Origin of the sequence: Curtobacterium pusillum, assembly GCF_007673235.1 — a bacterium.
In the GTDB taxonomy this organism is placed as follows: domain Bacteria; phylum Actinomycetota; class Actinomycetes; order Actinomycetales; family Microbacteriaceae; genus Curtobacterium; species Curtobacterium pusillum_C.
Map to the genome: position 1 here is coordinate 24,071 of NZ_VDZH01000002.1, position 22,306 is coordinate 46,376.

The 22,306-nt window shown below is 67.0% G+C and carries 24 protein-coding genes; 12 read left to right on the forward strand and 12 right to left on the reverse strand.

Annotation, left to right across the window (positions count from 1 at the left end):
• Positions 1-79: 79 nt before the first annotated feature.
• Positions 80-2,659 (forward strand): DEAD/DEAH box helicase, encoded by a 2,580-nt coding sequence (locus tag FS532_RS04730; protein WP_144750922.1) that lies wholly within the window; start codon positions 80-82, stop codon positions 2,657-2,659.
• Positions 2,660-2,860: 201 nt separating this feature from the next.
• On the opposite strand, the gene FS532_RS04735 is transcribed toward FS532_RS04730, so the two are convergent.
• The 3 genes from FS532_RS04735 to FS532_RS04745 all read right to left on the reverse strand — a co-directional run bounded on the left by FS532_RS04735 (position 2,861) and on the right by FS532_RS04745 (position 5,492).
• Positions 2,861-3,940: a hypothetical protein gene (locus FS532_RS04735; RefSeq protein WP_144750924.1), complete on the reverse strand. Its 1,080-nt coding sequence runs from the start codon at positions 3,938-3,940 to the stop codon at positions 2,861-2,863.
• Between the two features lie 119 nt (positions 3,941-4,059).
• Entirely contained in the window at positions 4,060-4,581 is a 522-nt protein-coding gene (locus FS532_RS04740; protein ID WP_144750926.1) for a ribonuclease H family protein, read from the reverse strand.
• Between the two features lie 65 nt (positions 4,582-4,646).
• Positions 4,647-5,492, reverse strand: a complete 846-nt coding sequence (locus tag FS532_RS04745) for a hypothetical protein (protein ID WP_144750928.1) — start codon at positions 5,490-5,492, stop codon at positions 4,647-4,649.
• Positions 5,493-5,587: 95 nt separating this feature from the next.
• Between FS532_RS04745 and FS532_RS04750 the strand changes: the two genes are divergently transcribed.
• Complete coding sequence (locus tag FS532_RS04750) at positions 5,588-5,788, forward strand: hypothetical protein (RefSeq protein ID WP_079237127.1); 201 nt, start codon at positions 5,588-5,590, stop codon at positions 5,786-5,788.
• 7 nt (positions 5,789-5,795) lie between these two features.
• Here FS532_RS04750 and FS532_RS04755 read toward each other — a convergent pair whose 3' ends face one another.
• Entirely contained in the window at positions 5,796-6,614 is an 819-nt protein-coding gene (locus FS532_RS04755; RefSeq protein WP_144750929.1) for an aldo/keto reductase, read from the reverse strand.
• Between the two features lie 127 nt (positions 6,615-6,741).
• On the reverse strand, positions 6,742-7,947 hold the full coding sequence (locus FS532_RS04760; RefSeq protein ID WP_144750931.1) for an MFS transporter: 1,206 nt from the start codon (positions 7,945-7,947) through the stop codon (positions 6,742-6,744).
• 378 nt (positions 7,948-8,325) lie between these two features.
• Here FS532_RS04760 and nrdH point away from each other — a divergent pair, with 378 nt between their 5' ends.
• The 6 genes from nrdH to FS532_RS04790 all read left to right on the forward strand — a co-directional run bounded on the left by nrdH (position 8,326) and on the right by FS532_RS04790 (position 14,457).
• Positions 8,326-8,559 carry a glutaredoxin-like protein NrdH gene (nrdH, locus tag FS532_RS04765; RefSeq protein ID WP_017886897.1) on the forward strand — a complete coding sequence of 78 codons (234 nt, stop codon included), beginning with the start codon at positions 8,326-8,328 and terminating at the stop codon, positions 8,557-8,559.
• A 109-nt stretch (positions 8,560-8,668) separates the two neighbouring features.
• Positions 8,669-9,085, forward strand: a complete 417-nt coding sequence (nrdI, locus tag FS532_RS04770; protein ID WP_144750933.1) for a class Ib ribonucleoside-diphosphate reductase assembly flavoprotein NrdI — start codon at positions 8,669-8,671, stop codon at positions 9,083-9,085.
• A gap of 17 nt (positions 9,086-9,102) precedes the next feature.
• Complete coding sequence (gene nrdE / locus FS532_RS04775; RefSeq protein ID WP_144750935.1) at positions 9,103-11,208, forward strand: class 1b ribonucleoside-diphosphate reductase subunit alpha; 2,106 nt, start codon at positions 9,103-9,105, stop codon at positions 11,206-11,208.
• Between the two features lie 111 nt (positions 11,209-11,319).
• The gene (gene nrdF, locus FS532_RS04780; protein ID WP_079237121.1) at positions 11,320-12,294 is read left to right on the forward strand and encodes a class 1b ribonucleoside-diphosphate reductase subunit beta; all 975 of its coding nucleotides are present in this window, start codon (positions 11,320-11,322) and stop codon (positions 12,292-12,294) included.
• 546 nt (positions 12,295-12,840) lie between these two features.
• Complete coding sequence (locus tag FS532_RS04785; RefSeq protein WP_144750937.1) at positions 12,841-13,308, forward strand: hypothetical protein; 468 nt, start codon at positions 12,841-12,843, stop codon at positions 13,306-13,308.
• 369 nt (positions 13,309-13,677) lie between these two features.
• Complete coding sequence (locus tag FS532_RS04790) at positions 13,678-14,457, forward strand: aminotransferase class IV (protein WP_144750939.1); 780 nt, start codon at positions 13,678-13,680, stop codon at positions 14,455-14,457.
• A 197-nt stretch (positions 14,458-14,654) separates the two neighbouring features.
• On the opposite strand, the gene FS532_RS04795 is transcribed toward FS532_RS04790, so the two are convergent.
• From FS532_RS04795 to FS532_RS04805, 3 genes are read right to left on the reverse strand one after another with little or no spacing between them, the layout of a single operon-like run.
• On the reverse strand, positions 14,655-15,824 hold the full coding sequence (locus tag FS532_RS04795) for a zinc-dependent alcohol dehydrogenase (RefSeq protein WP_144750941.1): 1,170 nt from the start codon (positions 15,822-15,824) through the stop codon (positions 14,655-14,657).
• Positions 15,821-16,297, reverse strand: a complete 477-nt coding sequence (locus FS532_RS04800; protein WP_144750943.1) for a hypothetical protein — start codon at positions 16,295-16,297, stop codon at positions 15,821-15,823. Before FS532_RS04800 ends, FS532_RS04795 begins: the two co-directional genes overlap by 4 nt.
• A 2-nt stretch (positions 16,298-16,299) precedes the next feature.
• Positions 16,300-17,451 (reverse strand): glutathione-independent formaldehyde dehydrogenase, encoded by a 1,152-nt coding sequence (locus FS532_RS04805; protein WP_144750944.1) that lies wholly within the window; start codon positions 17,449-17,451, stop codon positions 16,300-16,302.
• 227 nt (positions 17,452-17,678) lie between these two features.
• Here FS532_RS04805 and FS532_RS04810 point away from each other — a divergent pair, with 227 nt between their 5' ends.
• The 3 genes from FS532_RS04810 to FS532_RS04820 all read left to right on the forward strand — a co-directional run bounded on the left by FS532_RS04810 (position 17,679) and on the right by FS532_RS04820 (position 19,870).
• The gene (locus tag FS532_RS04810; protein ID WP_144750946.1) at positions 17,679-18,623 is read left to right on the forward strand and encodes a helix-turn-helix transcriptional regulator; all 945 of its coding nucleotides are present in this window, start codon (positions 17,679-17,681) and stop codon (positions 18,621-18,623) included.
• Positions 18,624-18,664: 41 nt separating this feature from the next.
• A complete protein-coding gene (locus FS532_RS04815) occupies positions 18,665-19,294 on the forward strand; it encodes a DUF1345 domain-containing protein (RefSeq protein WP_144750948.1) in 630 nt (209 codons plus the stop codon).
• 105 nt (positions 19,295-19,399) lie between these two features.
• The gene (locus FS532_RS04820) at positions 19,400-19,870 is read left to right on the forward strand and encodes a GNAT family N-acetyltransferase (protein ID WP_144750949.1); all 471 of its coding nucleotides are present in this window, start codon (positions 19,400-19,402) and stop codon (positions 19,868-19,870) included.
• Positions 19,871-19,918: 48 nt separating this feature from the next.
• Here the strand turns inward: FS532_RS04820 and FS532_RS04825 are convergent, their stop codons facing one another.
• On the reverse strand, positions 19,919-20,389 hold the full coding sequence (locus FS532_RS04825) for a VOC family protein (protein WP_186321960.1): 471 nt from the start codon (positions 20,387-20,389) through the stop codon (positions 19,919-19,921).
• The gene (locus tag FS532_RS04830; protein ID WP_144750953.1) at positions 20,307-20,765 is read right to left on the reverse strand and encodes a MerR family transcriptional regulator; all 459 of its coding nucleotides are present in this window, start codon (positions 20,763-20,765) and stop codon (positions 20,307-20,309) included. Before FS532_RS04830 ends, FS532_RS04825 begins: the two co-directional genes overlap by 83 nt.
• 138 nt (positions 20,766-20,903) lie before the next feature.
• Between FS532_RS04830 and FS532_RS04835 the strand changes: the two genes are divergently transcribed.
• Positions 20,904-21,293: a GNAT family N-acetyltransferase gene (locus FS532_RS04835; protein ID WP_144750955.1), complete on the forward strand. Its 390-nt coding sequence runs from the start codon at positions 20,904-20,906 to the stop codon at positions 21,291-21,293.
• An 81-nt stretch (positions 21,294-21,374) separates the two neighbouring features.
• On the opposite strand, the gene FS532_RS04840 is transcribed toward FS532_RS04835, so the two are convergent.
• Together FS532_RS04840 and FS532_RS04845 are read right to left on the reverse strand one after the other, a co-directional pair.
• The gene (locus FS532_RS04840) at positions 21,375-21,593 is read right to left on the reverse strand and encodes a hypothetical protein (RefSeq protein ID WP_144750957.1); all 219 of its coding nucleotides are present in this window, start codon (positions 21,591-21,593) and stop codon (positions 21,375-21,377) included.
• Positions 21,594-21,620: 27 nt separating this feature from the next.
• A complete protein-coding gene (locus FS532_RS04845) occupies positions 21,621-22,247 on the reverse strand; it encodes a hypothetical protein (protein ID WP_144750959.1) in 627 nt (208 codons plus the stop codon).
• Positions 22,248-22,306 lie beyond the last annotated feature (59 nt).

Consider the following 22,306-nt stretch of genomic DNA (forward strand, 5'->3'; position numbering starts at 1 on the left):
GGGCCTGGAGGCGCGGGGCGGGCCCGCACCGTGCCTCCCGTCCGTCTCCTGGTCACCACCCACCTGGGAGGATGGACCCATGACGGACGTCACCACGCTCCCACCGCTCGTCGCGGCACTGCCGGCCGCCGACGGCGGCGCCGTCGACCCCGACGAGGTCTACGAGGCCTTCGCCGCGTGGGCCGCCGAGGGCGGACGACCGCTGTACCCGGCGCAGGACGAAGCCGTCATCGAACTCGTGTCCGGCGCGAACGTCGTCCTGAGCACCCCCACCGGCACCGGGAAGTCCCTCGTCGCCGCCGGGGCGCACTTCGCCGCGCTCGCCGAGGGCAAGCGGAGCTACTACACGGCACCGATCAAGGCGCTCGTCTCCGAGAAGTTCTTCCAGCTCGTCGAACTGTTCGGTGCGCAGAACGTCGGCATGGTCACCGGTGACTCGAGCGTCAACGCCGACGCCCCGATCGTGTGCTGCACCGCGGAGATCCTGGCGAACCTCGCACTCCGGCAGGGACCCGGCGCTGATGTCGACGTCGTCGTGATGGACGAGTTCCACTACTACGGCGACCCCGACCGCGGGTGGGCGTGGCAGGTGCCGCTCCTCGTGCTCGAGCGTGCGCAGTTCCTGCTCATGTCCGCGACCCTCGGCGACGTCACCACCATCGCCGACGACCTGTCCCGGCGGACCGGACGCCCCACCGCCCGCGTGACCGGGGTCTCGCGCCCCGTGCCCCTCGAGTACGAGTACGTCATGACGCCCGTGCAGGAGACCGTCGAGCGGCTGCTGGACGAGGGCAAGGCACCGATCTACATCGTGCACTTCGCGCAGGCCGCGGCGCTCGAACGGGCGCAGGCGCTCATGTCCGCGCGCGTGGCCGATCGCGATCGTCGTGATCAGATCGCCGACGCGATCGCGGGCTTCCGGTTCAGTGCCGGGTTCGGGCAGACCCTGTCACGACTCATCCGGGCCGGCATCGGCGTCCACCACGCCGGCATGCTGCCGAAGTACCGACGGCTCGTCGAGCAACTCGCCCAGCGCGGACTCCTGCCCGTGATCTGCGGCACCGACACCCTGGGCGTCGGGATCAACGTGCCGATCCGTTCGGTGCTGCTCACCGGGCTGACGAAGTTCGACGGCACGAAGATGCGGCAGCTCTCCGCCCGTGAGTTCCACCAGATCGCCGGTCGCGCCGGACGTGCCGGGTACGACACCGAGGGCGACGTCGTGGCCGAGGCGCCCGAGCACGACATCGAGAACGCACGGTCGCTCGCCAAGGCCGGCGACGACCCGAAGAAGAAGAACAAGATCAAGCGCAAGAAGGCGCCCGAGGGGTTCGTCTCGTGGGGACAGGCGTCGTTCGAGCGGCTCATCGCGGCCGAACCCGAGCCGATGGTCTCGCGCATGCGCATCACGCACGCGATGGTGCTCTCCGTCGTCGCGCGCGGCGGTTCGGCGTTCGAAGACGTCCGGGCACTCGTCTTCGACAACCACGAGCCGCGGGCGCGGCAGCTCGCCATGGCCCGGCGAGCGTTGACGATCGCGCGGACGCTCATCAACGCCCGGGTCATCGAGAAGGTCGACGGGGAGTACCGGTTGACCGTCGACATCGCGCCGAACTTCGCGCTCAACCAGCCGCTCTCGCCGTTCGCGCTGGCCGCGTTCGAGTTGCTCGACCCCTCGTCGCCCACCTACGCACTCGACATGGTGTCCATCGTCGAGGCCACCCTCGACGACCCCCGGGCGATCCTGTCGCAGCAGCAGTTCAAGGAGCGCGGTGAGGCCGTCGCCCGGATGAAGCAGGAGGGCATCGAGTACGACGAGCGGATGGAGCTGCTCGAGGAGGTCACGTGGCCCAAGCCGCTCGCGCCGCTGCTCGAAGCGGCGTACGAGGCCTACGCCGCCGAGCAGCCGTGGGTGCTCGACTTCGCGCTCTCGCCCAAGGCCGTCGTCCGGGACATGTACGAGCGGGCGATGACCTTCGGCGACTTCGTGCGGTTCTACCAGCTCACCCGCTCCGAGGGACTCGTCCTCCGGTACCTGTCCGACGCGTACCGGACCATGCGGCAGACCATCGCCGACGAGCAGCGCACCCCGGAGCTCGACGACCTGATCGAGTGGCTGGGCGAGGTCGTCAAGCAGACCGACTCGTCGCTCGTCGACGAGTGGGAGGCGCTGCTGAACGGAGACGTCCTGCTCGCGTCGGAGGAACACGAGGAGATCGCACCGCCGCAGCCCTCGCGACTCACCGGGAACCCGCGGGCGTTCCGGGTGCTCGTCCGGAACGCCCTGTTCCAGCGGGTGCTGCTCGCCGCGGCGGACGACGTCGCCGGACTCGCTGCGCTGGACGGGGCCGCGGGCTTCGACGAGGACGCCTGGGACGCCGTGCTCGAGGAGTACTACGACGCGCACGACGAGGTCGGGACGGATGCCGACGCGCGGTCGATGCAGTACCTGGTGCTGGACGAGGCCGGGGCCGTCGGCAAAGCTGGCTCCCCTCGGGTCTGGCGCGCGCGGCAGATCTTCGCGGACCCCTCGGGTGACAAGGACTTCGGGTTCTCGGCGACGATCGACCTCGATGCGTCCGACGAAGCCGGAGAAGCGGTCGTGCGGGTCACCGAGATCGGGCGGTTCGACGGGTGGGCCGAGGTGGACGTCGACTGAGCCGTCAGAAGAGGGTGGCGGGCGGTTCGACCCCGGGCACGAGCGCTTGGGTGCGAGCCGACCCCGGAGAGCGGAAGTCCCATCGGTACGACCAGGTGCAGGGCACCGTCGCGACGGGACGTACTGACCTGTTGGGCCACTGCAACCGAGACGAGGCGACGCCCCAGACCATCCGGTCCGGGGCGTCGTGTCGTGCTGGTACTACCGAGCGTCGACCGTGAAGGTCTTCGTGCCGCCCTGCATGTGGAGCGTGAACGTCTTCACCGAGCCGGAGCCGACCACGATGGTCCGGGTGGTGCTGTGGCCTTCGACGAAGCCGCCGGTGACGTAGGAGTCGCCTTCACCGGTGATCATCCACTGTGCGCCGATCGGACCGCTGACGGTGACCGCGACCCGGCCGTTGGAGACCGCCCCGACCGAGACGTCACCGATGAACGGGGTCTCCGGGTCGGCGGGAGCCTCGGGGTCGGTACCCGGATCGGGCGTCGCCGGGACCTCGGGCTCCGGGGTGACCGGCGTGACCGGGACCTCGGGCTCCGGGGTGACCGGCGTGACCGGGATCTCGGGCTCCGGGGTGACCGGCGTGGTGTCGCCGGTGCGGTCGAGGGTGATCTTCGTGGTCCCGACGACCGTGTTCTGTTCACTGACGGAGACGGTGTACTCGGTCTTGGTGCCGTCGGTGGCCTGGACGGAGACGTTCTTCGGCGAGTTGCCGAGCACGCCGCTGCCGACCCATCGTCCGGCAGAATCGGTCACGCCGTACGCCTGCCCCGGCTTGCCCGAGACGCTGATCGTCGCCCAGTCGCCCGCGTACCGGACCAGGTCGACCGACGGGCCGTCCCCCGGCGTGACCGGGACCTCCGGGTCGCCAGGGGTTCCGGGGTCGGCGACGCCGCCGCGTCCGTCGACTGACCAGTCGAACGTCGTCGGCTCGCCGTTCGACACTGCGGTCACCTGGAAGTCGGTGACTCGGTCGGCGTCGACGCGGATGGTGACGGTGTTCGAACCGTCGGGGCGGATCATCGTGCTGGTGGTGCGGCCGGTGTCGTCCTGGAAGCGGACCAGGGTGCGGGGCGTCCCCGTGACCGTGACCGTGACGGAACCGTTGCCGACGGCGTCGACCACGAGCTTCGGACGCTCGGTCGACGTGGTGGCGCTGGCGACGGCGTCGGCTGGGGTGGCGGCGTTGGCCATCGCCGGGCCGGTGATGAGGGAGGCGATCACGAGCCCCGTGGCACCAGTGACGGTGAGGGCGACGTGCTTCTTCGAGGGGTGCATCATTCTGGGAGGACACTTTCTGCTGATGAATACCGTTTGGCACTCAAGATGCAGAATATTACACTCCGCTTGGCAGTCTCGACAATGCAACCGCTGACGACGTCGACAGCGGTCCGCAGAGGTCAGAAGAGGGTGGCGGGCGGCTCGACCTGCACCGGCTCCGGCGCGGGGGCGACGTCGGTGCCGGGCCACCCGGGCCCGGTCGGCACCTCGGTACGGTTCTGGTAGGCGGTCGCGGCACCCCGGGCGCGGACGTCGGCCGCCTCGTTCATCTCGTGCCCCATGTGACCGCGGACCCACTCGAACGTGACCGCGCGGCCCTGCAGCTCGGCGTCGAGCTCCTGGATGATCTCGACGTTCAGGACGGGCTTGCCGTCGGCCTTCCGCCAGCCCTTCCGCTTCCACCCGGCCAGCCACTCGGTGCACGCCTTGATCGCGTACTGGCTGTCGCAGAGGATGTGCAACGGCTCCCCGGTGTCCTTCGTGGCGCGGAGCAGCTGGAGCACGGCGGTGAGTTCGCCCTGGTTGTTCGTCCCTCGGGGCCATCCACCCGCGGCCCAGCGGTCGTCGTCGACGTACCAGGCCCAGCCTGCGGGGCCGGGGTTGCCGAGGGCTGAGCCGTCTGCTGCGGCGACGATCGTCACGGTGGGACCTCCTGCGTGTGGCGAGTGCTGGTCAACCGTAACGGACCGCACCGACCCCGCAGTGCTCAGCGCGTGGCGGGGTCGAGGTTGAGGATGGTGTCCTCGTAGATCCAGCCGTTGTCCCGCACCTTCATGGTGGGGTTGAGCCAGCGGAGTTCCGCCATCGTGATGCCGAAGCGCTCCGCCACCGTGGTCTGTTCGTCACCGTGGGCGACCTGGTACGTCGACGGAGTGCCGCCGTCGGAGAGGACCTTGCCGTCCTTGCCGAACACGTAGCCGTACGCGCCGGGGCGGTCCTTGCCCACGGTCACGTGGAGGTCCGGGAACGGGGCGGGGATCTTCCACCGCAGGGCACCGACCGCCAGGACGGATCCCGCCCACGGGCGATCGGAGTCGTCACCGGATGCGGACGCAGCAGGAACGAGCACGACGTAGCGCAGCCAGTCCGGGTACGCCCCAGCCGTCCGCAGGGTCACGCTTGTCGGGACGGGAGCGTCCCCGCCCCAGGTCGCCTGACCCATGGCGCCGTTGTCCCAGTAGTCGCCGTACTTCGCCGCACGACGGAACTCCACCGTCATCGGCTGCGGTTCGGTCGTCCGGTAGTCCGAGAACTGCGCCTCGAACCGGCCGTGGTCGTCGGCGACCACCCGGACGTGGATGCTGGTGTCCCCGCTCTTCGACACCGCATCGGTCTCGGCGACGACGGTGCCCGCCGGGACGATCTGCTTCGACGCGACGTGCTCCGTGCCGGGCGTCGAGTCCGGCTTCGGCGTCTGGCCGGTGGCGTCCTCGGCCGCCCGGGTCGGCTTCGGCACGCTGTCGTCCCCGCCGAACGCCGTGCATCCCGTGAGCAGCAGCCCCGTCAGTACCGTGCCGATGACCGCTGTCGTCGCGGTGCGTGTTCCTCGCATCGTTCCCTCTCGCCGAGATCGTAACGGGGGCGTGTGGGGAAGACAGCCGTCGTGACCGAACTGGTACTCGGGACACAGCGCCTACCGTGCACGGCATGAGTGACCTCGCACCGAACGAACCCGGTCCCGAACCGACCGATGCCCGCACCGACGACGACCTCGAGCAGGACGGCATCGATCCGTCGAAGGTGGTCGCTGCTCCCGGGACGGGAGGCTCCGACGACGCCGGCGACGTCGAGCCCGAACCGGGCGACCTGCACCTGCCGTGGCAGTCGGAGGAGGACCGCCGGCCCTAGCGCGCCCTCACGACACCGAGTCCGGGTGCGACCCCGTCCGCCGCCCCGACTCGAGCGACGCGATCGCCGCCAGGTCATCGTCGCTCAGCACGAAGCCGTCGACGTCGAGGTTCGAGCGGATGCGCGACGGCGTCACCGACTTCGGCAGCACCACCACCCCCTGCTGGACGTTCCACCGCACGAGGACCTGCGCCACGCTCACCCCGTGGGCGTCCGCGATGCCAGTGAGCACCGGTTCCTCGATGAGCCGACCGCGTCCGAGCGGCGACCACGCACCCGTCACGATGCCGTGCTGTTCGTGGAACGCCATGAGCTCGCGCTGCGGCAGCCACGGGTGCCGCTCGACCTGGTTGAGCGCGGGGACCTCGCCGGTCTCGCCGATGATCCGCTCCAGGTGCGGCACCTGGAAGTTCGAGACGCCGACGCTGCGCACCCGGCCGGACTCGCGCAGCTCGACGAGAGCCCGCCAGGTCTCGACGTACCGGTCGTTCGCGGCGGCCGGCCAGTGGATGAGGTAGAGGTCGACCGCGTCGAGTCCCAGCCGCTCGAGACTGCCGTCGAACGCCCGCAGGGTCGCGTCGCGCCCCTGGTGGTCGTTCCACACCTTGGTCGTCACGAAGACGTCGTCACGGTCCAGCCTGGAGGCACGGATCGCCTTCCCGACGCCGGTCTCGTTGCCGTACATCTCGGCTGTGTCGACGTGCCGGTAGCCGGCGTCCAGCGCCAGACCGACGGCCGTCTCGGCTTCGGCGTCGTCGACCTTGTAGACGCCGAAGCCGATCGCGGGGATCGATGCGCCGTCGCGGAGGGGGACTGAGGTGACCATGCACCCATCCTGCCGATCGTTGCGGGCGCGCGCCGTGCCTCCAGGCCGGTTTCACGCCACGAGATCGACGTGACGCGCGTCGATCGACGCGCGGGATGTCGAAACGCGCGTGTTTCGACGACCGGGGTCAGGTGGGGATGGTCACCGGCTCGGTGTCGGGGATGGGGCTCGCGTCGCGACCGCGCAGGTCGGGGAGCCACCGCTTCGTGACGAGGGGCAGGACCACCCCGACGGCGGCCATCACGGCGCTGACCATCATGCCGCCGGAGGCTCCGTGGCTGTCGATGAGGAAGCCCGCGACCGCCGAGCCGCCCGCGGCACCGATGAGCTGGCCGGTGCCCATCCAGCCGTAGGCCTCGGCCGTGTCGGAGAACTTCACCGTCGCGGACACCGACCCGAACATGACTGCGAGGGCCGGGGCGATGCCCGCACCCGCGATCACGAGTGCGAGGCAGAGCCACCAGAAGTTCGTGCCGCCGACGGCCAGGGCGAGCCCCACGAACACGATCGACATGCGCGTCCACAGGGTGTTCCGCGAGATCGGGCGGTGGCCGAGCGTCAGACCGCCGATGAGCGAACCGACCGCGAAGACGGCCAGGACGATGCCGGCGTTCGGGCTGCCCTCGCCGAAGACGCTCGTGACGCTCGCCTCGACCGCGGCGCACGCCCCGATGAGGAGGAGTCCGGTGAGGGTCGCCACGACGACGGACGGCCGCTTCAGCACGACGCCGAACGCGCGCTTCGACCGGGGGATGCGGACCCGGCCGAGCTCGGGGGAGCCGATGAACCAGGCGCCACCGACGACCAGGAACACCATCGCGAGGACGATCGCCTGCACGGTGCCCACCTGCGTCGCGACGAACGTGGTGATGACCGGGCCGGCGACCCAGATGAGCTCCTGCGCGCTCGCGTCGAGGGAGAAGAGGGGGGTGAGCTGCGACGAGGTCACCATCTTGGGGTAGATGGTGCGCACGGCGGGCTGCACGGGCGGGACCGCGAGGCCGCCGATGAACCCGACGACCACGTACCCCCAGAGCGGCATGACCACGAAGGCGATCACGCCCATGCTCACGAGCGCGAAGATGCTCGTCAGGACGAGGACCGGGCGCATGCCCCAGCTACCCATCCACCGACTGGTGAGCGGACCCGCGAGCGCCTGGCCGACACTCGTGGTCGCGAGCACGAGACCCGCGGCGCCGTACGAGTGGAAGACGTGCTCGACGTGCAGCAGGTAGGCCAGCGACAGCATCCCGAACGGGAAGCGTGCGGTGAGCTGCGCGGCGACGACACGACCCACGCCAGGGGTCTTCAGGAGGGGGCCGTACGTGCTCACGACACGAGTGTACGGACCGGACGGCAGGGGGTGTCACCCGTCCGGGGGAGGTGTGGACGGCGGTCCGCTCGCGAGGCATCCGCGACACGCCGACGCGCTGATTCCACACATGTGGATCGAACCTGTCCACGGGTGTGGGGAAGTGTCGGTGGTCGGCCGGAGAATGGCGGAATCACGGGCCTCTCCGAGCTGTTCACACTGTGGAGGAGCTTGTGGAGAACTACATGGCTGTAACACTTCCTCTTGTGGTCGGTGACTCCGCCAGCCACTAGATGTAGTGTGGAGCCATCGCAGCGGCCCCTCCCGGACCACGGCTGCGGACCAGCATCAGCACCACCTCCACAGCACGTACCACCCAGCAAGAAACCAGGGGAGAACATGGCCGTCACCGTCTACACCAAGCCGTCCTGCGTCCAGTGCACCGCGACGTACCGGGCCCTCGACAACAAGGGCATCGAGTACGAAGTGCACGACGTCTCCACGGACGAGGCCGCACTCGAGCACGTCAAGAGCCTCGGCTACATGCAGGCCCCCGTCGTCGTCACCGACGACGACCACTGGTCGGGCTTCCGCCCCGACAAGATCGCGACGCTCAGCGCCGAACTGGCGTAACGCGCCGCACGTCCGCGGGTGGTGCCCCGAGCTCGTTCAGGAGGCTCGGATCACCACCCCGGACACCCCACGGTCCGTCTGTCCGCACCTTCTCACCCGGAGGGGCACCATGAGCCGACTGGTCTACTTCTCCAGCGTGTCCGGGTACACCGCGCGCTTCGTCGAGAAGCTCGGCCGCGACGCGGACCGGATCCCGCTCTACCCGAGCGACCCGTTCCTCCACGTGGACGAGCCCTACGTGCTGTTCCTGCCCACCTACGGCGGCGGCAACGGCGAGGGCGCGGTCCCCAAGCAGGTCATCAAGTTCCTCAACGACGCGCACAACCGCTCGCTCATCCGCGGTGTGGTCGTCGGCGGCAACACGAACTTCGGTGAGGCCTACGGCCTCGCGGGGGACGTCATCGCACAGAAGTGCAACGTCCCCGTTCTCTACAGATTCGAACTCTTCGGGACCCCTGACGACGTGTCGGCGGTCAACTCAGGATTGGATGCATTTTGGACGCAGCAGTTGCAGACGTCGATCTGACGTCGCCGCAGACGGGGATGGACTACCACTCCCTCAACGCGATGCTCAACCTCTACGACGCGGACGGGAACATCCAGTTCGACAAGGATCGTGAGGCCGCCAAGCAGTTCTTCCTGCAGCACGTCAACCAGAACACCGTCTTCTTCCACAACCTGAAGGAGCGGCTCGACTACCTGGTCGAGAACGAGTACTACGAGCGCGAGACGATCGACATGTACTCGCTCGAGTTCATCCAGAAGCTCAACGACCTGGCGTACTCGAAGAAGTTCCGGTTCCAGACGTTCCTCGGCGCGTTCAAGTACTACACGAGCTACACGCTCAAGACGTTCGACGGCAAGCGCTACCTCGAGCGCTTCGAGGACCGCGTCGTGATGACCGCCCTCGGCCTCGCGCAGGGCAACGAGCAGCTCGCGATCGACCTCGTCGAGGAGATCGTCGCCGGCCGTTTCCAGCCCGCGACCCCGACGTTCCTCAACACCGCGAAGGCCCAGCGCGGCGAGCTCGTCTCCTGCTTCCTCCTCCGCATCGAGGACAACATGGAGTCGATCTCGCGCGGCATCAACTCCTCGCTGCAGCTCTCGAAGCGCGGCGGCGGCGTGGCCCTGCTCCTCTCCAACATCCGCGAGGCCGGCGCCCCGATCAAGCAGATCGAGAACCAGTCCTCCGGCATCATCCCCGTGATGAAGCTGCTGGAAGACTCCTTCTCCTACGCGAACCAGCTCGGTGCGCGTCAGGGTGCCGGTGCCGTCTACCTGTCGGCGCACCACCCGGACATCATGCGGTTCCTCGACACCAAGCGTGAGAACGCCGACGAGAAGATCCGCATCAAGACGCTGTCGCTCGGCGTCGTCGTGCCGGACATCACGTTCGAGCTCGCGAAGAACAACGAGGACATGTACCTGTTCTCGCCGTACGACGTCGAAAAGGTCTACGGCGTCCCCTTCGGTGACGTCCCGATCTCCGAGAACTACCGCGCGATGGTCGACGACCCGCGCATCAAGAAGACGAAGATCAAGGCGCGTGACTTCTTCACGACGATCGCCGAGATCCAGTTCGAGTCGGGTTACCCGTACATCGTGTTCGAGGACACGGTGAACAAGGCCAACCCGATCAAGGGTCGGATCAACATGTCCAACCTGTGCTCGGAGATCCTGCAGGTCAACACGCCGACCACGTTCAACGAGGACCTCTCCTACAAGGAGATCGGCAAGGACATCTCCTGCAACCTCGGCTCGCTGAACATCGCGCTGACGATGGACTCGCCGGACTTCGGTCGCACCATCGAGACCGCCATCCGCGGCCTCACCTCGGTGTCGCAGATGTCGCACATCTCGTCGGTCCGCTCCGTCGAGGACGGCAACGACAAGTCGCACGCCATCGGCCTCGGCCAGATGAACCTGCACGGCTACCTCGCTCGTGAGCGCGTCTACTACGGCTCCGAAGAGGGCATCGACTTCACGAACATCTACTTCTACACGGTGCTGTTCCACGCCCTGCGCGCGTCGAACAAGATCGCGATCGAGACCGGCGAGACCTTCGACGGCTTCCGCGACTCGAAGTACGCGTCGGGCGAGTTCTTCGACAAGTACACAGACGCCGTCTGGGCACCCGCGACTTCGCACGTGGAGGAGCTCTTCGCCAAGGCGAACATCGCGATCCCGACGCAGGAGGACTGGGCCGCGCTGAAGGCCTCCGTCCAGGAGCACGGCATCTACAACCAGAACCTGCAGGCCGTCCCGCCGACCGGTTCGATCTCGTACATCAACCACTCCACGTCGTCGATCCACCCGATCGCGTCGAAGATCGAGATCCGCAAGGAAGGCAAGCTCGGTCGCGTCTACTACCCGGCGCCGTTCATGACGAACGACAACCTGGACTACTACCAGGACGCGTACGAGATCGGCCCGGAGAAGATCATCGACACGTACGCCGCGGCGACGCAGCACGTGGACCAGGGCCTGTCGCTCACGCTGTTCTTCAAGGACACCGCGACCACGCGCGACATCAACAAGGCGCAGATCTACGCATGGCGCAAGGGCATCAAGACGATCTACTACATCCGTCTGCGCCAGCTCGCGCTCGAGGGCACCGAGGTCGAGGGCTGCGTCAGCTGCATGCTGTGAGCCTTCCGCTCTGATTGCTTGCGCAATCATCCTTGGCCTGGAGGCGCGGTGCCAGCCCGCACCGCGCCTCCAGGCCGTCACTTAGTCACCATCTCTACAAAGGAACGTGCGTTGGTCGAGAAGCTGAAGCTCATCGATTCGGTCCAGGCCATCAACTGGAACCGCATCCAGGACGACAAGGACGTCGAGGTCTGGAACCGCCTCGTCAACAACTTCTGGCTGCCCGAGAAGGTGCCGCTGTCGAACGACGTGCAGTCGTGGAACACGCTCACGCCGGCCGAGCAGAAGCTGACCATGCGCGTCTTCACCGGCCTGACGCTCCTGGACACCATCCAGGGCACCGTCGGCGCCGTGTCGCTCATCCCCGATGCGATCACCCCGCACGAAGAAGCCGTCTACACGAACATCGCGTTCATGGAGTCGGTGCACGCCAAGAGCTACTCGTCGATCTTCTCGACCCTCGCGTCGACGCCCGAGATCGATGAAGCCTTCCGCTGGTCCGAGGAGAACCCGAACCTGCAGAAGAAGGCCCAGATCGTCATGGACTACTACCAGGGCGACCAGCCGCTGAAGCGCAAGGTCGCTTCGACGCTGCTCGAGTCATTCCTGTTCTACTCCGGCTTCTACCTGCCGATGCACTGGTCATCGCGGGCGAAGCTCACGAACACCGCCGACCTCATCCGCCTGATCATCCGCGACGAAGCCGTCCACGGGTACTACATCGGGTACAAGTACCAGAAGGGGCTCGAGCAGCTGGGCCAGGCTGAGCGCGACGAGCTGAAGGACTACACGTTCTCGCTGCTGTTCGAGCTGTACGAGAACGAGGTGCAGTACACGCAGGACCTCTACGACGAGGTCGGTCTGACCGAGGACGTCAAGAAGTTCCTGCACTACAACGCCAACAAGGCGCTGATGAACCTGGGCTACGAGCCGATGTTCCCGAAGAACATCACGGACGTGAACCCGGCGATCCTCTCCGCCCTGTCGCCGAACGCTGACGAGAACCACGACTTCTTCTCGGGGTCGGGGTCGTCGTACGTGATCGGCAAGGCAGTGAACACTGAGGACGAGGACTGGGACTTCTAGGTCACTTTCACACTGAGGAGCGCCCCGCTGGCTTCGGCTGGCGGGGCGTTGTGCGTTGGCGGCTGCGTGTTCGTATAGAGGCCCCTCATCGAGAAGCGATGCGGACGAGCTATGTGAGACGAGCACGCCTCTGATGGAAGGTTGTGGGCTGGTGCGTCCGCATGGGGACCGGCTAACGGACAGGTTCGAGCTCACGGTAAGGTCTTCTCCGCCGCCGCGCGGATGGAACTCAAGAGGGACTGCTCCAACTCCGACAGCACCGGGTCGGGCGGGGACGGTTACCCCGGCGAACCCTGAGGATCATGACCTCAAATTCCCCATGCGGTGTCCGGCGGAAGGCAAGCGATGATCTCGCCACGGGAAGTGGTTAAGCGCGGGTTTGGAGCAAACAGCCGGCCGCATCCAAGTCGCTTCGCTCAGTTGCATACGGCAGAGTTCATTGTCGTTGCCCCGTCCGAACGCTCGCCGCCCGAGCACCGGCGAGAGGTTCGGCACTCCGATACCTGACAGCACTGACGTCCCCCGCCGCGTTCGTAAGCTGAGCGCGTGAACATCTGGAACGCCATCGTCGTGCAGTGGCTGCCGAACCTCGCTAACGCTGCGACCGCGATCGGCGGAGTCGGAATCTTGCTCGCCGTCTTCCCTCTCCTCCAAGCGAGGAAGCAACGCCTCCGCGATGCCGAGCAGTGGTACGTGGAGCGCTACTGGGCTATCCAGGACCGGATCGAAGTTGAGGTTGAAGACGGCCGACTTGTCAAGCGACCAACTTTGAAAGACATCTACGACGAACTGCGGCTTTGCGAAGATGAACTTGACCTGCGGAAGAACGGGTTTCTGACTAACCCGACCTGGAGGATTTGGAGCGGCTCAATTCGCGCCATCAAAGAGGATGGCGAGAAGATGTCAGTGTTGGAGCGGGCCGACGATATGACGCTGCTGCGTGACCATCTCCTCACCGGGACCGATCCGATGGAAGTTGGGCGACTGAGGGCCGTTGTGAGGGGCCTGTATTAGGTGGCGCGTTGCGCCTCACCAGGGCCGAAGCTGGGTCGATTGCAGGTCGCCTTGGCGAGAGAGCTCACGGCGCGAAGCACCACAGCGCACCAGTCAGACACCACGTGCAAATCGTGACCGCCCGTTCGCCGTCGCCGCGGACCGTCATGAGGGCACGAGGTCAACGTCTCATCGGCGATTGATGACGATACCGACGACTTCATCTACGAAGGCCTCGGCCGGCGCACGCAGTTTGACGGCGGCGGGCTCTCCGACGGGTAGCATCCGCTGCCGACGTCTCAGTGAAGGATCGGCTACCGGACATGGACTTCGCCATGCTTCACGCTCCGGAATCAGGGTTCGACGTCGGGCGGGCCGTAGCGTGGTGGCATGTCTGTGTCGTCTCCTGTGGTCCTCGTCGACGGCGCCGTCCCGTCGCCCGAACAGCTCGCGCATCCCGCACTCGTGAACTACGGGCACTTCACCGCAATGCAGGTGCGAAAAGGTGCGACGAGAGGGCTCCAGCGTCACCTCAGGAGGCTCGCCAGCGCGCACCTAGAACTCTTCGGATCTGCGCTCGACGTGGGCCTCGTCCGCGAGCGGATGCACATTGCGGTCCGGGACCATGCCGATGCGTACTTGCGAGTCACCCTCTACGAGCAGGAACCCGGCGTACCGCGGGTGATGACCGTGGTCCGACCACCGGTCGCACCTACCACCAGACCGCAAGCCCTCCTACCCGTGCGCCACGTTCGTCCCTTCGCGCACCTCAAGCACGTCGGATCGTTTGCACAGATCCGCTACGGGGAGCAAGCCGAGCGCGAGGGCTACCACGACGCACTGCTCGTCGGACCCGACGATCGTCTCTCGGAGACGACCATCGCAAACATCGGCTTCTTCGACGACGAGACTGTCGTATGGCCCGACGGCCCCTCGCTGCACGGCATCACGTGGCAGCTGTTGGACGAAGGACTCGACCAAGCGCACACACCTGCTCAAGGTGGGCCGATCACACTCGAATCCGCCGCTCACCTCGACGGTGCCTTCACGGCGAATTCCGTCGGCATCACACCCGTGGCCCGCATCGGACGACACCGGCTGCCCTCTGCGCCCCGTCTCATTGCAAAGCTCGAGCGTCTGTACCAAGACGTGCCGTGGGAGCGCCTGTGAGAAGCGGACGCTTGCACAGGCGCGCGCCTGTAGACGACCCCGACGCCGAGTGGTCGGAGATGGAGGTGAAGGTCGGTCCGGCTCCGAAGTGAGGTGTTCGGTCAGCCATCCCCTCACGGGACGCGGTGAAGCTCCCGCTCGAAGGAACCGCTCCTCCTCGGGCTGTGAGGGCGGAGGGGGAGCGGCTCCCGCGAGGGTCAGGGTCGGAAGACCGCCCGCACGCACCCGTCGGTCTTCTCCTTGAACATGGCGTAGCCGGCGGGTCCGTCGTCGAGCGGCATGACGTGCGTCGCGAGGTGCTCGGTGACGAGCTCGTCGCGTGCCATCCGTTCGAGGAGCATCGGGATGTACCGCTGTCCGTGCTGCTGCGCGGACCGGATCGTGAGCCCCTTGTTCATCACCGCCCCGAGGGGGAACTTGTCGACGAAGCCCCCGAACACGCCCAGCACGAAGAGGCTGCCGCCCTTCCGCGCAGCGAACACGGCCTCCCGGACGGCGGTGGGCCGGTCGGTCTGCAGCCGCAACTGCTGCTTCACCTGGTCGAGGGCGAAGTCGGGGCCGTCCCGGTGTGCCTCCATCCCGACCGCCTCGATGCAGACGTCGGGGCCGCGTCCGCCCGTGAGTTCGCGGAGCTCGGCCGTCACCTCGCTGGTCTCGTAGTTCATGGTCTCCGCGCCGATGACTTGCTCGACCTGCGTCAGTCGCTCCTGGAAGCGGTCGATCACGATCACACGCTCCGCGCCCAGCAGCAGCGAGGCGCGTGCCGCCATCTGTCCGACGCCGCCGGCACCCCAGATTGCTACGACGTCGCCCGGGCCGACGCCTCCGAGGTCCGCTCCCATCCACCCGGTCGGGGCAGCATCGGAAGCGAACAGCGCCCGCTCGTCACTGACCCCGTCCGGGACGTGGAAGGCGCCCTGGTCGGCGTACGGCACGCGGATGTACTCGGCGTGACTGCCGGCCCACCCGCCCAGCGCGTGCGAATATCCGTAGCAGCCGCCGGGCGCCTGACCCCAGAGCATCTCCGGGATCCCCGCGTTCGGGTTGCCGTTGTCACAGAGTGAGTACAGCTCGTTCTTGCAGTACCAGCACTTCCCGCAGCTGATGAACGAGCAGACCACCACTCGGTCGCCTACCGCGTGCTCGGCCACTGCCGATCCGACCTCGACGACCTCGCCGATGAACTCGTGTCCGAGTACGTCGCCGGCACGCATGGTCGGGACGTACCCGCCGAGCAGGTGGAGGTCCGACCCGCAGGTCGTGCTCAGCGTCACCTTGACGATGATGTCCTGGGCATTGAGGATCTCCGGATCATCCACCTTCTCCACCACGAGCTCGTTGACTCCGGTCCAGCACAGCGCCTTCACAGCACACCCTCGCCCTTCGCATCGTCTTCTGCCTCGTCGACCGCGCCACCCAGGAGGGTGTGCGGACGCTTCCCGTGCGGCCTCGGCGTCGCGCGCAGGACCTCGCCGGTCTCGAAGACCTGCTTGGCATCGCGCAGCGCAGCACGCAACGCCGCGTTCGGGTCGCCGTCCCCGTCGACGTCGACCCCCTGACGGATCCGGGCGTGGACCTCGAAGCCCTCGTCCCCGGGGGCCGGATCGATCCGGATCTCGAGCGAGGCCGCCAGACGCTGCAACGGTTCGGGGTACTCGCCGCCACTCCGGAATTCCTCCGCGTCACCGAGGACGGTGACGGCCTTCCACCCTTCCGGGTGCGCAGCGTCGCCGTCCGATCCGCGGTCTTTCTTCACGAGGGACCGCGCGACGAGTCCGGCTGCGACTCCTGCCGCGCCGAGCCCAACCGCCACTGCCGCCTTGTCCGCCTTGTCCGCCATGGTCAGGCCGCCTTTCCGGGCTTGAGGACGACCTTGGTCCACCCATCGTCCCGGTTGTCGAAGTGTTGGTATGCGTCGGGAGCGTCGTCGAGCGGCAGCTCGTGACTGACGATGAAGGACGGCGTCGCCTTGCCCGCCGCGATCAGGTCGCGGAGCTGACGGTTGTACTTCTTGACGGGTGCCTGACCGGTGCCCATGGTCTGCCCCTTGAACCAGTGCAGACCGATGTCGAAGGCGATCTGCCCTTGCTTCGCCAGCTCGTCGCGGCCGCCGGGGTCCTGCGGGACGAACACGCCGACGGTGCCGATCCTCCCGGTGAACCGGACGGACTGGACCAAGCGGTTGAGCGTGAGGTTCGGCTGCTCCTGGCCGCTGGGGTCGTGTGCCTGGTAGCCGACGCACTCGCAGCCGTTGTCGGCACCGAGTCCCATCGTCTGCTCGAGCACGGCCTGCACGGGATCGACCTTCGAGTCGTCGATCGCGATCGCACCGATGGACTCCGCCAACCGGAGGCGGTCCGGGTGCCGATCGACGACCATGACCTTGCTCGCACCCTTGATGGTGGCCGACAGCGCGGCCATCAGGCCGACGGGGCCGGCACCGTAGATGACGGTCTGGTCTCCGGGCTTCACCCCCGCCATCTCCGTCGCGTGATAGCCGGTCGGGAAGATGTCGGCGAGCATCACGTAGTCGGCGGACTTCTCCTCCGCATCCTCTCCCAGCCGGAGGCAGTTGAAGTCGCCCCACGGCACCCGCAGCAGCTCGGCCTGGCCGCCTGCCCACGGCCCCATGTCGGCGAACCCGTAGGCAGCGCCCGCCCACTCCGGCACGGGCTGGGCGGTGAGGCAGTAGTTGGTCAGTCCCCGTTCACAGTTCTTGCAGTGCCCGCAGGCGACGTTGAACGGCAGGACCACGTGATCCCCCACCGCGACCTTGTCGACGCCGTCGCCGACCTCGACCACCTCACCCATGTTCTCGTGCCCGAACCACCGTCCGGTCTCGAAGCTGGTGCGCCCCTCGTACATGTGGAGGTCGGACCCGCAGATGTTCGTCGTGGTGACACGCACCAGGACGTCGGTGGCACGCTCGATCCGCGCATCGGGAACGTCCTTCACCGTGACCTTGTGCGGCCCCTCGTACACGACTGCTCTCATTGTGTCCTCCTGTGGGCGACTCGTCTTCGAGCGGGACGCGGGCCGATCGGCCACGCGACACGTCCATGTCACGTCGTCCGGCGACGAGACACCATCGGCAGACATGCCCATCCCGGCTCGCGGTCGACTGTGCCGGTGGACAGCACCACGGTGGTAGCCCTTGCGGTGACGGTCACCGGACAGCTCCTCCACACCCGGTACCGGTCGTCCGGAGGAGGTCGACTCCCGTGACACGAACTGGCGCTCTCCAGCTCGCTGCGATCGCGACGCGTCCGGGCCCCGTCCACGAGCGCGCACAGGCGATGCTCGACGAACTCCGGAACCAGATCCCCTTCGACGGCGCGTGGATGGCCCTGGCCGAGCCGGGTGGCGCCGGGTACACGTCGATCGCGAGCACCGACCTCGAAGCGTCGAGCGTCCGCTACCTGAGCGGGCCCCAGATGGCCCGGGACATCGAGCTGACCGGCGCCGATCGGGCACAGCCGCCCACCAGCCTGTCGGACATGCCGTCCGCCGCGTTGTTCGAGGACGGAGGACGACACGTGGGCTTCGTCACGGTGCTGTTCCAGAGCACCGACCCGCCGTCGCAGGCCGTTCGCCGGCAATTCGCACGAGTCCTGCCGAGGCTCGCCGCAGGCATCGACCCGATCCGAGCGCTCGAAGCTGCGACGTCGTTGATCGGCGGAGCCCGAGCCGGAGTCGTCCTGCTACCCGATCAGGGCGTCGTCGGTCTTCCGGGCCTGGCCGATGATGAACTCCTCACCGCGGGATCAGCGCTGATCGCCGCCGCCAGGGACGCCGTCAGCGAATGGTCGAACCCCGCCTCCTTCCTGTGGCCACGCGGGAGTCGACAGTCACCGGACGGCTACCTGCGGGTGACGGTGCTGCCGTGTGGACGCGACCTCGACACCGTGGCGTGCGGGGTCGTCGTCCTCTCGCCGGCGCCACGGCTCAGGGGTCTGACCCCGCGGGAGCTCGAGGTGCTGGGGCACGTGATCGAGGGGTGCTCCAACCTCGAGATCGCCCGAGCGCTCCGGGTGGCCCCACGCACGATCGCCGCGCACCTCGAGCACATCCTGGTCAAGCTCGATGCCCCGTCCCGGACTCTCGCGGCCGTGCGTGCAGAGCGTGCCGGCCTCTACGTGCCGCTCGCACGAGCCGGGACCGCCTGAGCGCGGCCGGACGACGAAGGAACGACCAGGAAGGCAGTGTCATGTCCCACCTGTCAGTGAAAGCCGCCGTCGCAGCGGTCCTCGGTCTTGTGATCGCAGGGATCGCCGCGCTCCTCGGGGTCCCCGACCTGTCACCGCTCCTGGGGTGGACGATCGCTTCCGCGGTGTTCCTCGTGTGGGTGTGGTCCAGAGCGTGGCCCGCCGATCCCGAACACACCCGCTCCCTCGCCCGTCACGAGGACGAGTCCCGGAAGCTGGTCGACGCGCTCATCATCACCGCCACGTTCCTCAGCCTGGTCCTGGTGGTCTTGGCGCTCGTCCGCAGCCAGCAGAAGGATCCCGTCGGATCGGCGGCGGCGATCCTTGCTGTCATCGGGGTGGTGGCCGCCTGGGCGCTCATCAACACGGTGTACGCATTCAAGTACGCGAGGATGTACTACCTCGACGACCGGCACCGCTTCGACTTCGACCAGGACGAGGCCCCGGCCTACAGCGACTTCGCCTACACGGCGTTTTCGATCGGGATGGCGTACAGCGCGAGCAACATCACCCAATCATCGACGCCATCGCGCCGCGTCGCCATGGGCCACGCGCTCCTCTCGTACTTCTTCGGCACCTTCGTGGTCGCTGTCGCCATCAATCTGATCACCGGTTTGACGCAAGGAGGATGAGCAGAGCGGCGGCATCGCCATCGCAGATGCTCGTGTACTCGTCAGTCGCTGTTTCAGTAGACGGTCCTTGACCGGACGGCGTGGTGCGAGAGCACCTACTGGCCGATGACGAACGACGATGTCCAGGAGCTCCGCGCGTTCCTCAGCGAAGCTGACCTCACCATCGCTGGGCTCGACTCGACCGCCGTGCGAGTGTGGGTCGAGCGCGACCAGGATGGAGAAATCGTCGGCAGCACCGGATACGAAACGAGCACTGACGGTGCAGACGTCTTGATCCGGAGCGTCGCAGTCTCGAGCACACGGCGCGCCGCTGGTGCCGGCACCCGTCTCGCGAGATTCGCCCTCGAGGAAGCAGCTCGCTTGGGCGCGACGCGGGCGTGGCTCTTCTCACGCCGATCGGGACCCTTCTGGCAGAAGCTCGGATTCGGTCCGGCAGACCGGGGCGAACTCGCTGCCGTGCTGTCCGGCGCTCAGCAAGTACGCCTCTTTGCCGAAACCGGTCAGCTCGAGCGGGAAGTGGCGTGGATGCGCGACCTCACAGCTCTCAGCTCCGTACCTGGCGGCCCTGCCCGGTAGGCGATCGCCTATCGGACACGTTGGGCCGCTCTGCATCGAGGGGCTGGTCTACCGGTCGCGTCTGTCGTCAGTCGTGAACCCGGGACTCTCTCCACGGTCCTGCAGAGTCTCGAGTTCCTGAAAGAACGTGATCTGCCACCCCGCAGGACCCTGCACACGCGCGTTCTTCGACTGGAAGGGGGTCCGGATCGACGGGGCGAGAAGGTCGGCCCCAGCTTCGGTCGTACGAGCGACGGTGAGATCAGTGTCCTCCACCTCCAGCGCGATCCGGAGCACGGGAGCGCCGGGGTGCGCCGGTGGCATGCCTTCGACTTCGTCGATGTTGCTCGCGTGGGTGGGAGTGGCGAGCTCGATCGTGGCGATTCCTGCATGGAGGATCGCAACTCGGTCATCGCCGTCCGTGGCAAACGCGACCTGTTCGGGCATGCCGAGCGTGTCACGGTAGAAGCGGACCGCCTCGTCGAAGTCGTCGGTCTCGATGATCAAACGGAGCTGCTTCGGGGTCGTGGGATTCGTCATGACTCCCACTCTCGTTCCTGACGTGCGGGTGAGGGGCAAGGCCCCATTGAATGCGCAGTTCCGCCAGGCGATCAAGTTCTTGCGTGATCACGTGTTTCTCACTGCGGAGCCGTGTTTCGGCAGCATCGACGGTGGACCGTAGTCGCTCGGATGACATGACCGGATCTGACAGCGCAGGCAGGAGTGCCCGGATCACTGAGCTACAGAAGCAAGCGGCGAGCAAGTCGCGGATGGTAGCGAGGGCGCTCTCATGCTGTGGGCTGTACACCCGCTGCCCGGCGGCGGTCCGCTGCGGTGCGAGCAAGCCCTGTTGCTCGTAGTAGCGCAGCGCTCTCACGCTTGCTCCAGTCCTGGCCGCGAAATCTCCGATGCGCATACTTCGATTTTGAGGCAAGGGAGCGGATCGGGGTCCGATCCGGGTAACTCAGATGAAGCAGTGTCCGATGATCGATCGGCTGCCGCTGGGATTGCGGCCGTCCACATCCATGCGTGGCGAGAGGCTTACGCGCACCTGATGCCTGCGGAGTTCCTGGCGGCACTCGACCAGGGACGACGCGAGACTGGCTGGCGCACGATCATCGCTGACGGGGTCACCGACGTAGTCGTTGCGCTCGACGGAGAGAAGATCATCGGCTGGGCATCTGCGGGATCCGGCAGGGATGAGTCTGCTCCCGCCCACTGCGAGCTCGAGGGCATCTACGTCCTCGCTTCCGCCTACGGATCGGGCGCAGGGCAGCAGCTCCTGGATGCCGCGGTCGGCGACGATGCGGCGTTCTTGTGGATGGCCGACGACAATCCCCGCGCCGAGGCTTCCTACCGGCGCAACGGATTCGAGCGCGACGGAGCTGAGAAGACGCAGTCCTTCGGCGGGGCATCCGTCAGGGTCGTGCGTCTGTCTCGGTAGCCGATCCGCTTGCGGTACGCGAAAGACCCCCTCAGCGGAGGGGGTCTTTCGTTGCGCCTGACCGGCATCTTGTCGTGAGCTTCAGGCGTGTGTCCGGTTCGTGCGCCTTGGGCTTTGAATAACGATCAGAGCTGCTGCGCAGGCGATCGCGATGCCGGCCAGTGGCAGCGTGAGGATCGTGAGCTGTGTCGATGTGGTGCTGCCGTGCGGGAGTGCGACGTTGCTGACGATTGCGAGCGTGATCGCTGCTCCTACGGTGGCGCCTGCCAACGTGTGCAGGACGGCGATGAGGTATCGCATTGGTAGCTCCTTTCCTCTGGTCCGCTGCTACTGCGAGTTGCACCAGGTGATCGTCGACGGCGGGATGTTGTGGATGACGGTACCGCGACCCTTGGCGGCGCACACGCCGAGGAATGCTCCGGCAACCGCGAGGATTCCGGCGAGGACGCCGACTGCCGCTGCAGGCAATCCGGTGGGGCTGAGGATTCCGGCGATGGTCCCGATGACTCCCACACCGCCGCCGATGACGGAGATCATCACGTTCGTGTTGCAGCTGTTGAGGTACACGTTGAGCTGCGCGCCGGTGTAGTCGTAGCGGTTCTTCCCGGTGCACGCCTGTTTTCCGATGACCGCCGACCGCAGCTTCGCGACCTGGGCGCTGTCGATGGTGGCGTTCTCGACGGTGCCGCCCGTTGCGGCGAATCCGGTGGCGTACGAGTCCACGAGCGCAGGGTCCACACCGTGCTGCCGTGCAAGTGCGCCGTCGAACTGATGCGTCTTCTGGTTCGTTGCGTCGAAGAGCGACTGCACGGTGGCTTCCGAGATCGCTGGCTCTGGTGCCGGGGCTGCTTCGGCTGCGTTCGCCGGGCTCGCCACGAGCATGGATCCGAGTAGTGCCGCAGTGGCAGACGCAACGAGTGCGGTGCGTGCGGGCATGAGCGTGAACAGCTTCATTGGGATTCTCCTGTCCCTAGCGGCGTTGCTGGGCCGAGCACCGATGCTCGGTGATGCAA

Excerpts from the sequence above, each read along its gene's own strand:
- FS532_RS04730 (WP_144750922.1), top strand. The coding sequence starts at position 80 with ATGACGGACGTCACCACGCTCCCACCGCTCGTCGCGGCACTGCCGGCC.
- FS532_RS04735 (WP_144750924.1), bottom strand. The coding sequence starts at position 3,940 with ATGATGCACCCCTCGAAGAAGCACGTCGCCCTCACCGTCACTGGTGCC.
- FS532_RS04745 (WP_144750928.1), bottom strand. The coding sequence starts at position 5,492 with ATGCGAGGAACACGCACCGCGACGACAGCGGTCATCGGCACGGTACTG.
- FS532_RS04750 (WP_079237127.1), top strand. The coding sequence starts at position 5,588 with ATGAGTGACCTCGCACCGAACGAACCCGGTCCCGAACCGACCGATGCC.
- FS532_RS04755 (WP_144750929.1), bottom strand. The coding sequence starts at position 6,614 with ATGGTCACCTCAGTCCCCCTCCGCGACGGCGCATCGATCCCCGCGATC.
- nrdH (WP_017886897.1), top strand. The coding sequence starts at position 8,326 with ATGGCCGTCACCGTCTACACCAAGCCGTCCTGCGTCCAGTGCACCGCG.
- nrdI (WP_144750933.1), top strand. The coding sequence starts at position 8,669 with ATGAGCCGACTGGTCTACTTCTCCAGCGTGTCCGGGTACACCGCGCGC.
- nrdE (WP_144750935.1), top strand. The coding sequence starts at position 9,103 with ATGGACTACCACTCCCTCAACGCGATGCTCAACCTCTACGACGCGGAC.
- FS532_RS04790 (WP_144750939.1), top strand. The coding sequence starts at position 13,678 with ATGTCTGTGTCGTCTCCTGTGGTCCTCGTCGACGGCGCCGTCCCGTCG.
- FS532_RS04800 (WP_144750943.1), bottom strand. The coding sequence starts at position 16,297 with ATGGCGGACAAGGCGGACAAGGCGGCAGTGGCGGTTGGGCTCGGCGCG.
- FS532_RS04805 (WP_144750944.1), bottom strand. The coding sequence starts at position 17,451 with ATGAGAGCAGTCGTGTACGAGGGGCCGCACAAGGTCACGGTGAAGGAC.
- FS532_RS04815 (WP_144750948.1), top strand. The coding sequence starts at position 18,665 with ATGTCCCACCTGTCAGTGAAAGCCGCCGTCGCAGCGGTCCTCGGTCTT.
- FS532_RS04820 (WP_144750949.1), top strand. The coding sequence starts at position 19,400 with ATGACGAACGACGATGTCCAGGAGCTCCGCGCGTTCCTCAGCGAAGCT.
- FS532_RS04825 (WP_186321960.1), bottom strand. The coding sequence starts at position 20,389 with ATGACGAATCCCACGACCCCGAAGCAGCTCCGTTTGATCATCGAGACC.
- FS532_RS04830 (WP_144750953.1), bottom strand. The coding sequence starts at position 20,765 with ATGCGCATCGGAGATTTCGCGGCCAGGACTGGAGCAAGCGTGAGAGCG.
- FS532_RS04835 (WP_144750955.1), top strand. The coding sequence starts at position 20,904 with ATGCCTGCGGAGTTCCTGGCGGCACTCGACCAGGGACGACGCGAGACT.
- FS532_RS04840 (WP_144750957.1), bottom strand. The coding sequence starts at position 21,593 with ATGCGATACCTCATCGCCGTCCTGCACACGTTGGCAGGCGCCACCGTA.
- FS532_RS04845 (WP_144750959.1), bottom strand. The coding sequence starts at position 22,247 with ATGAAGCTGTTCACGCTCATGCCCGCACGCACCGCACTCGTTGCGTCT.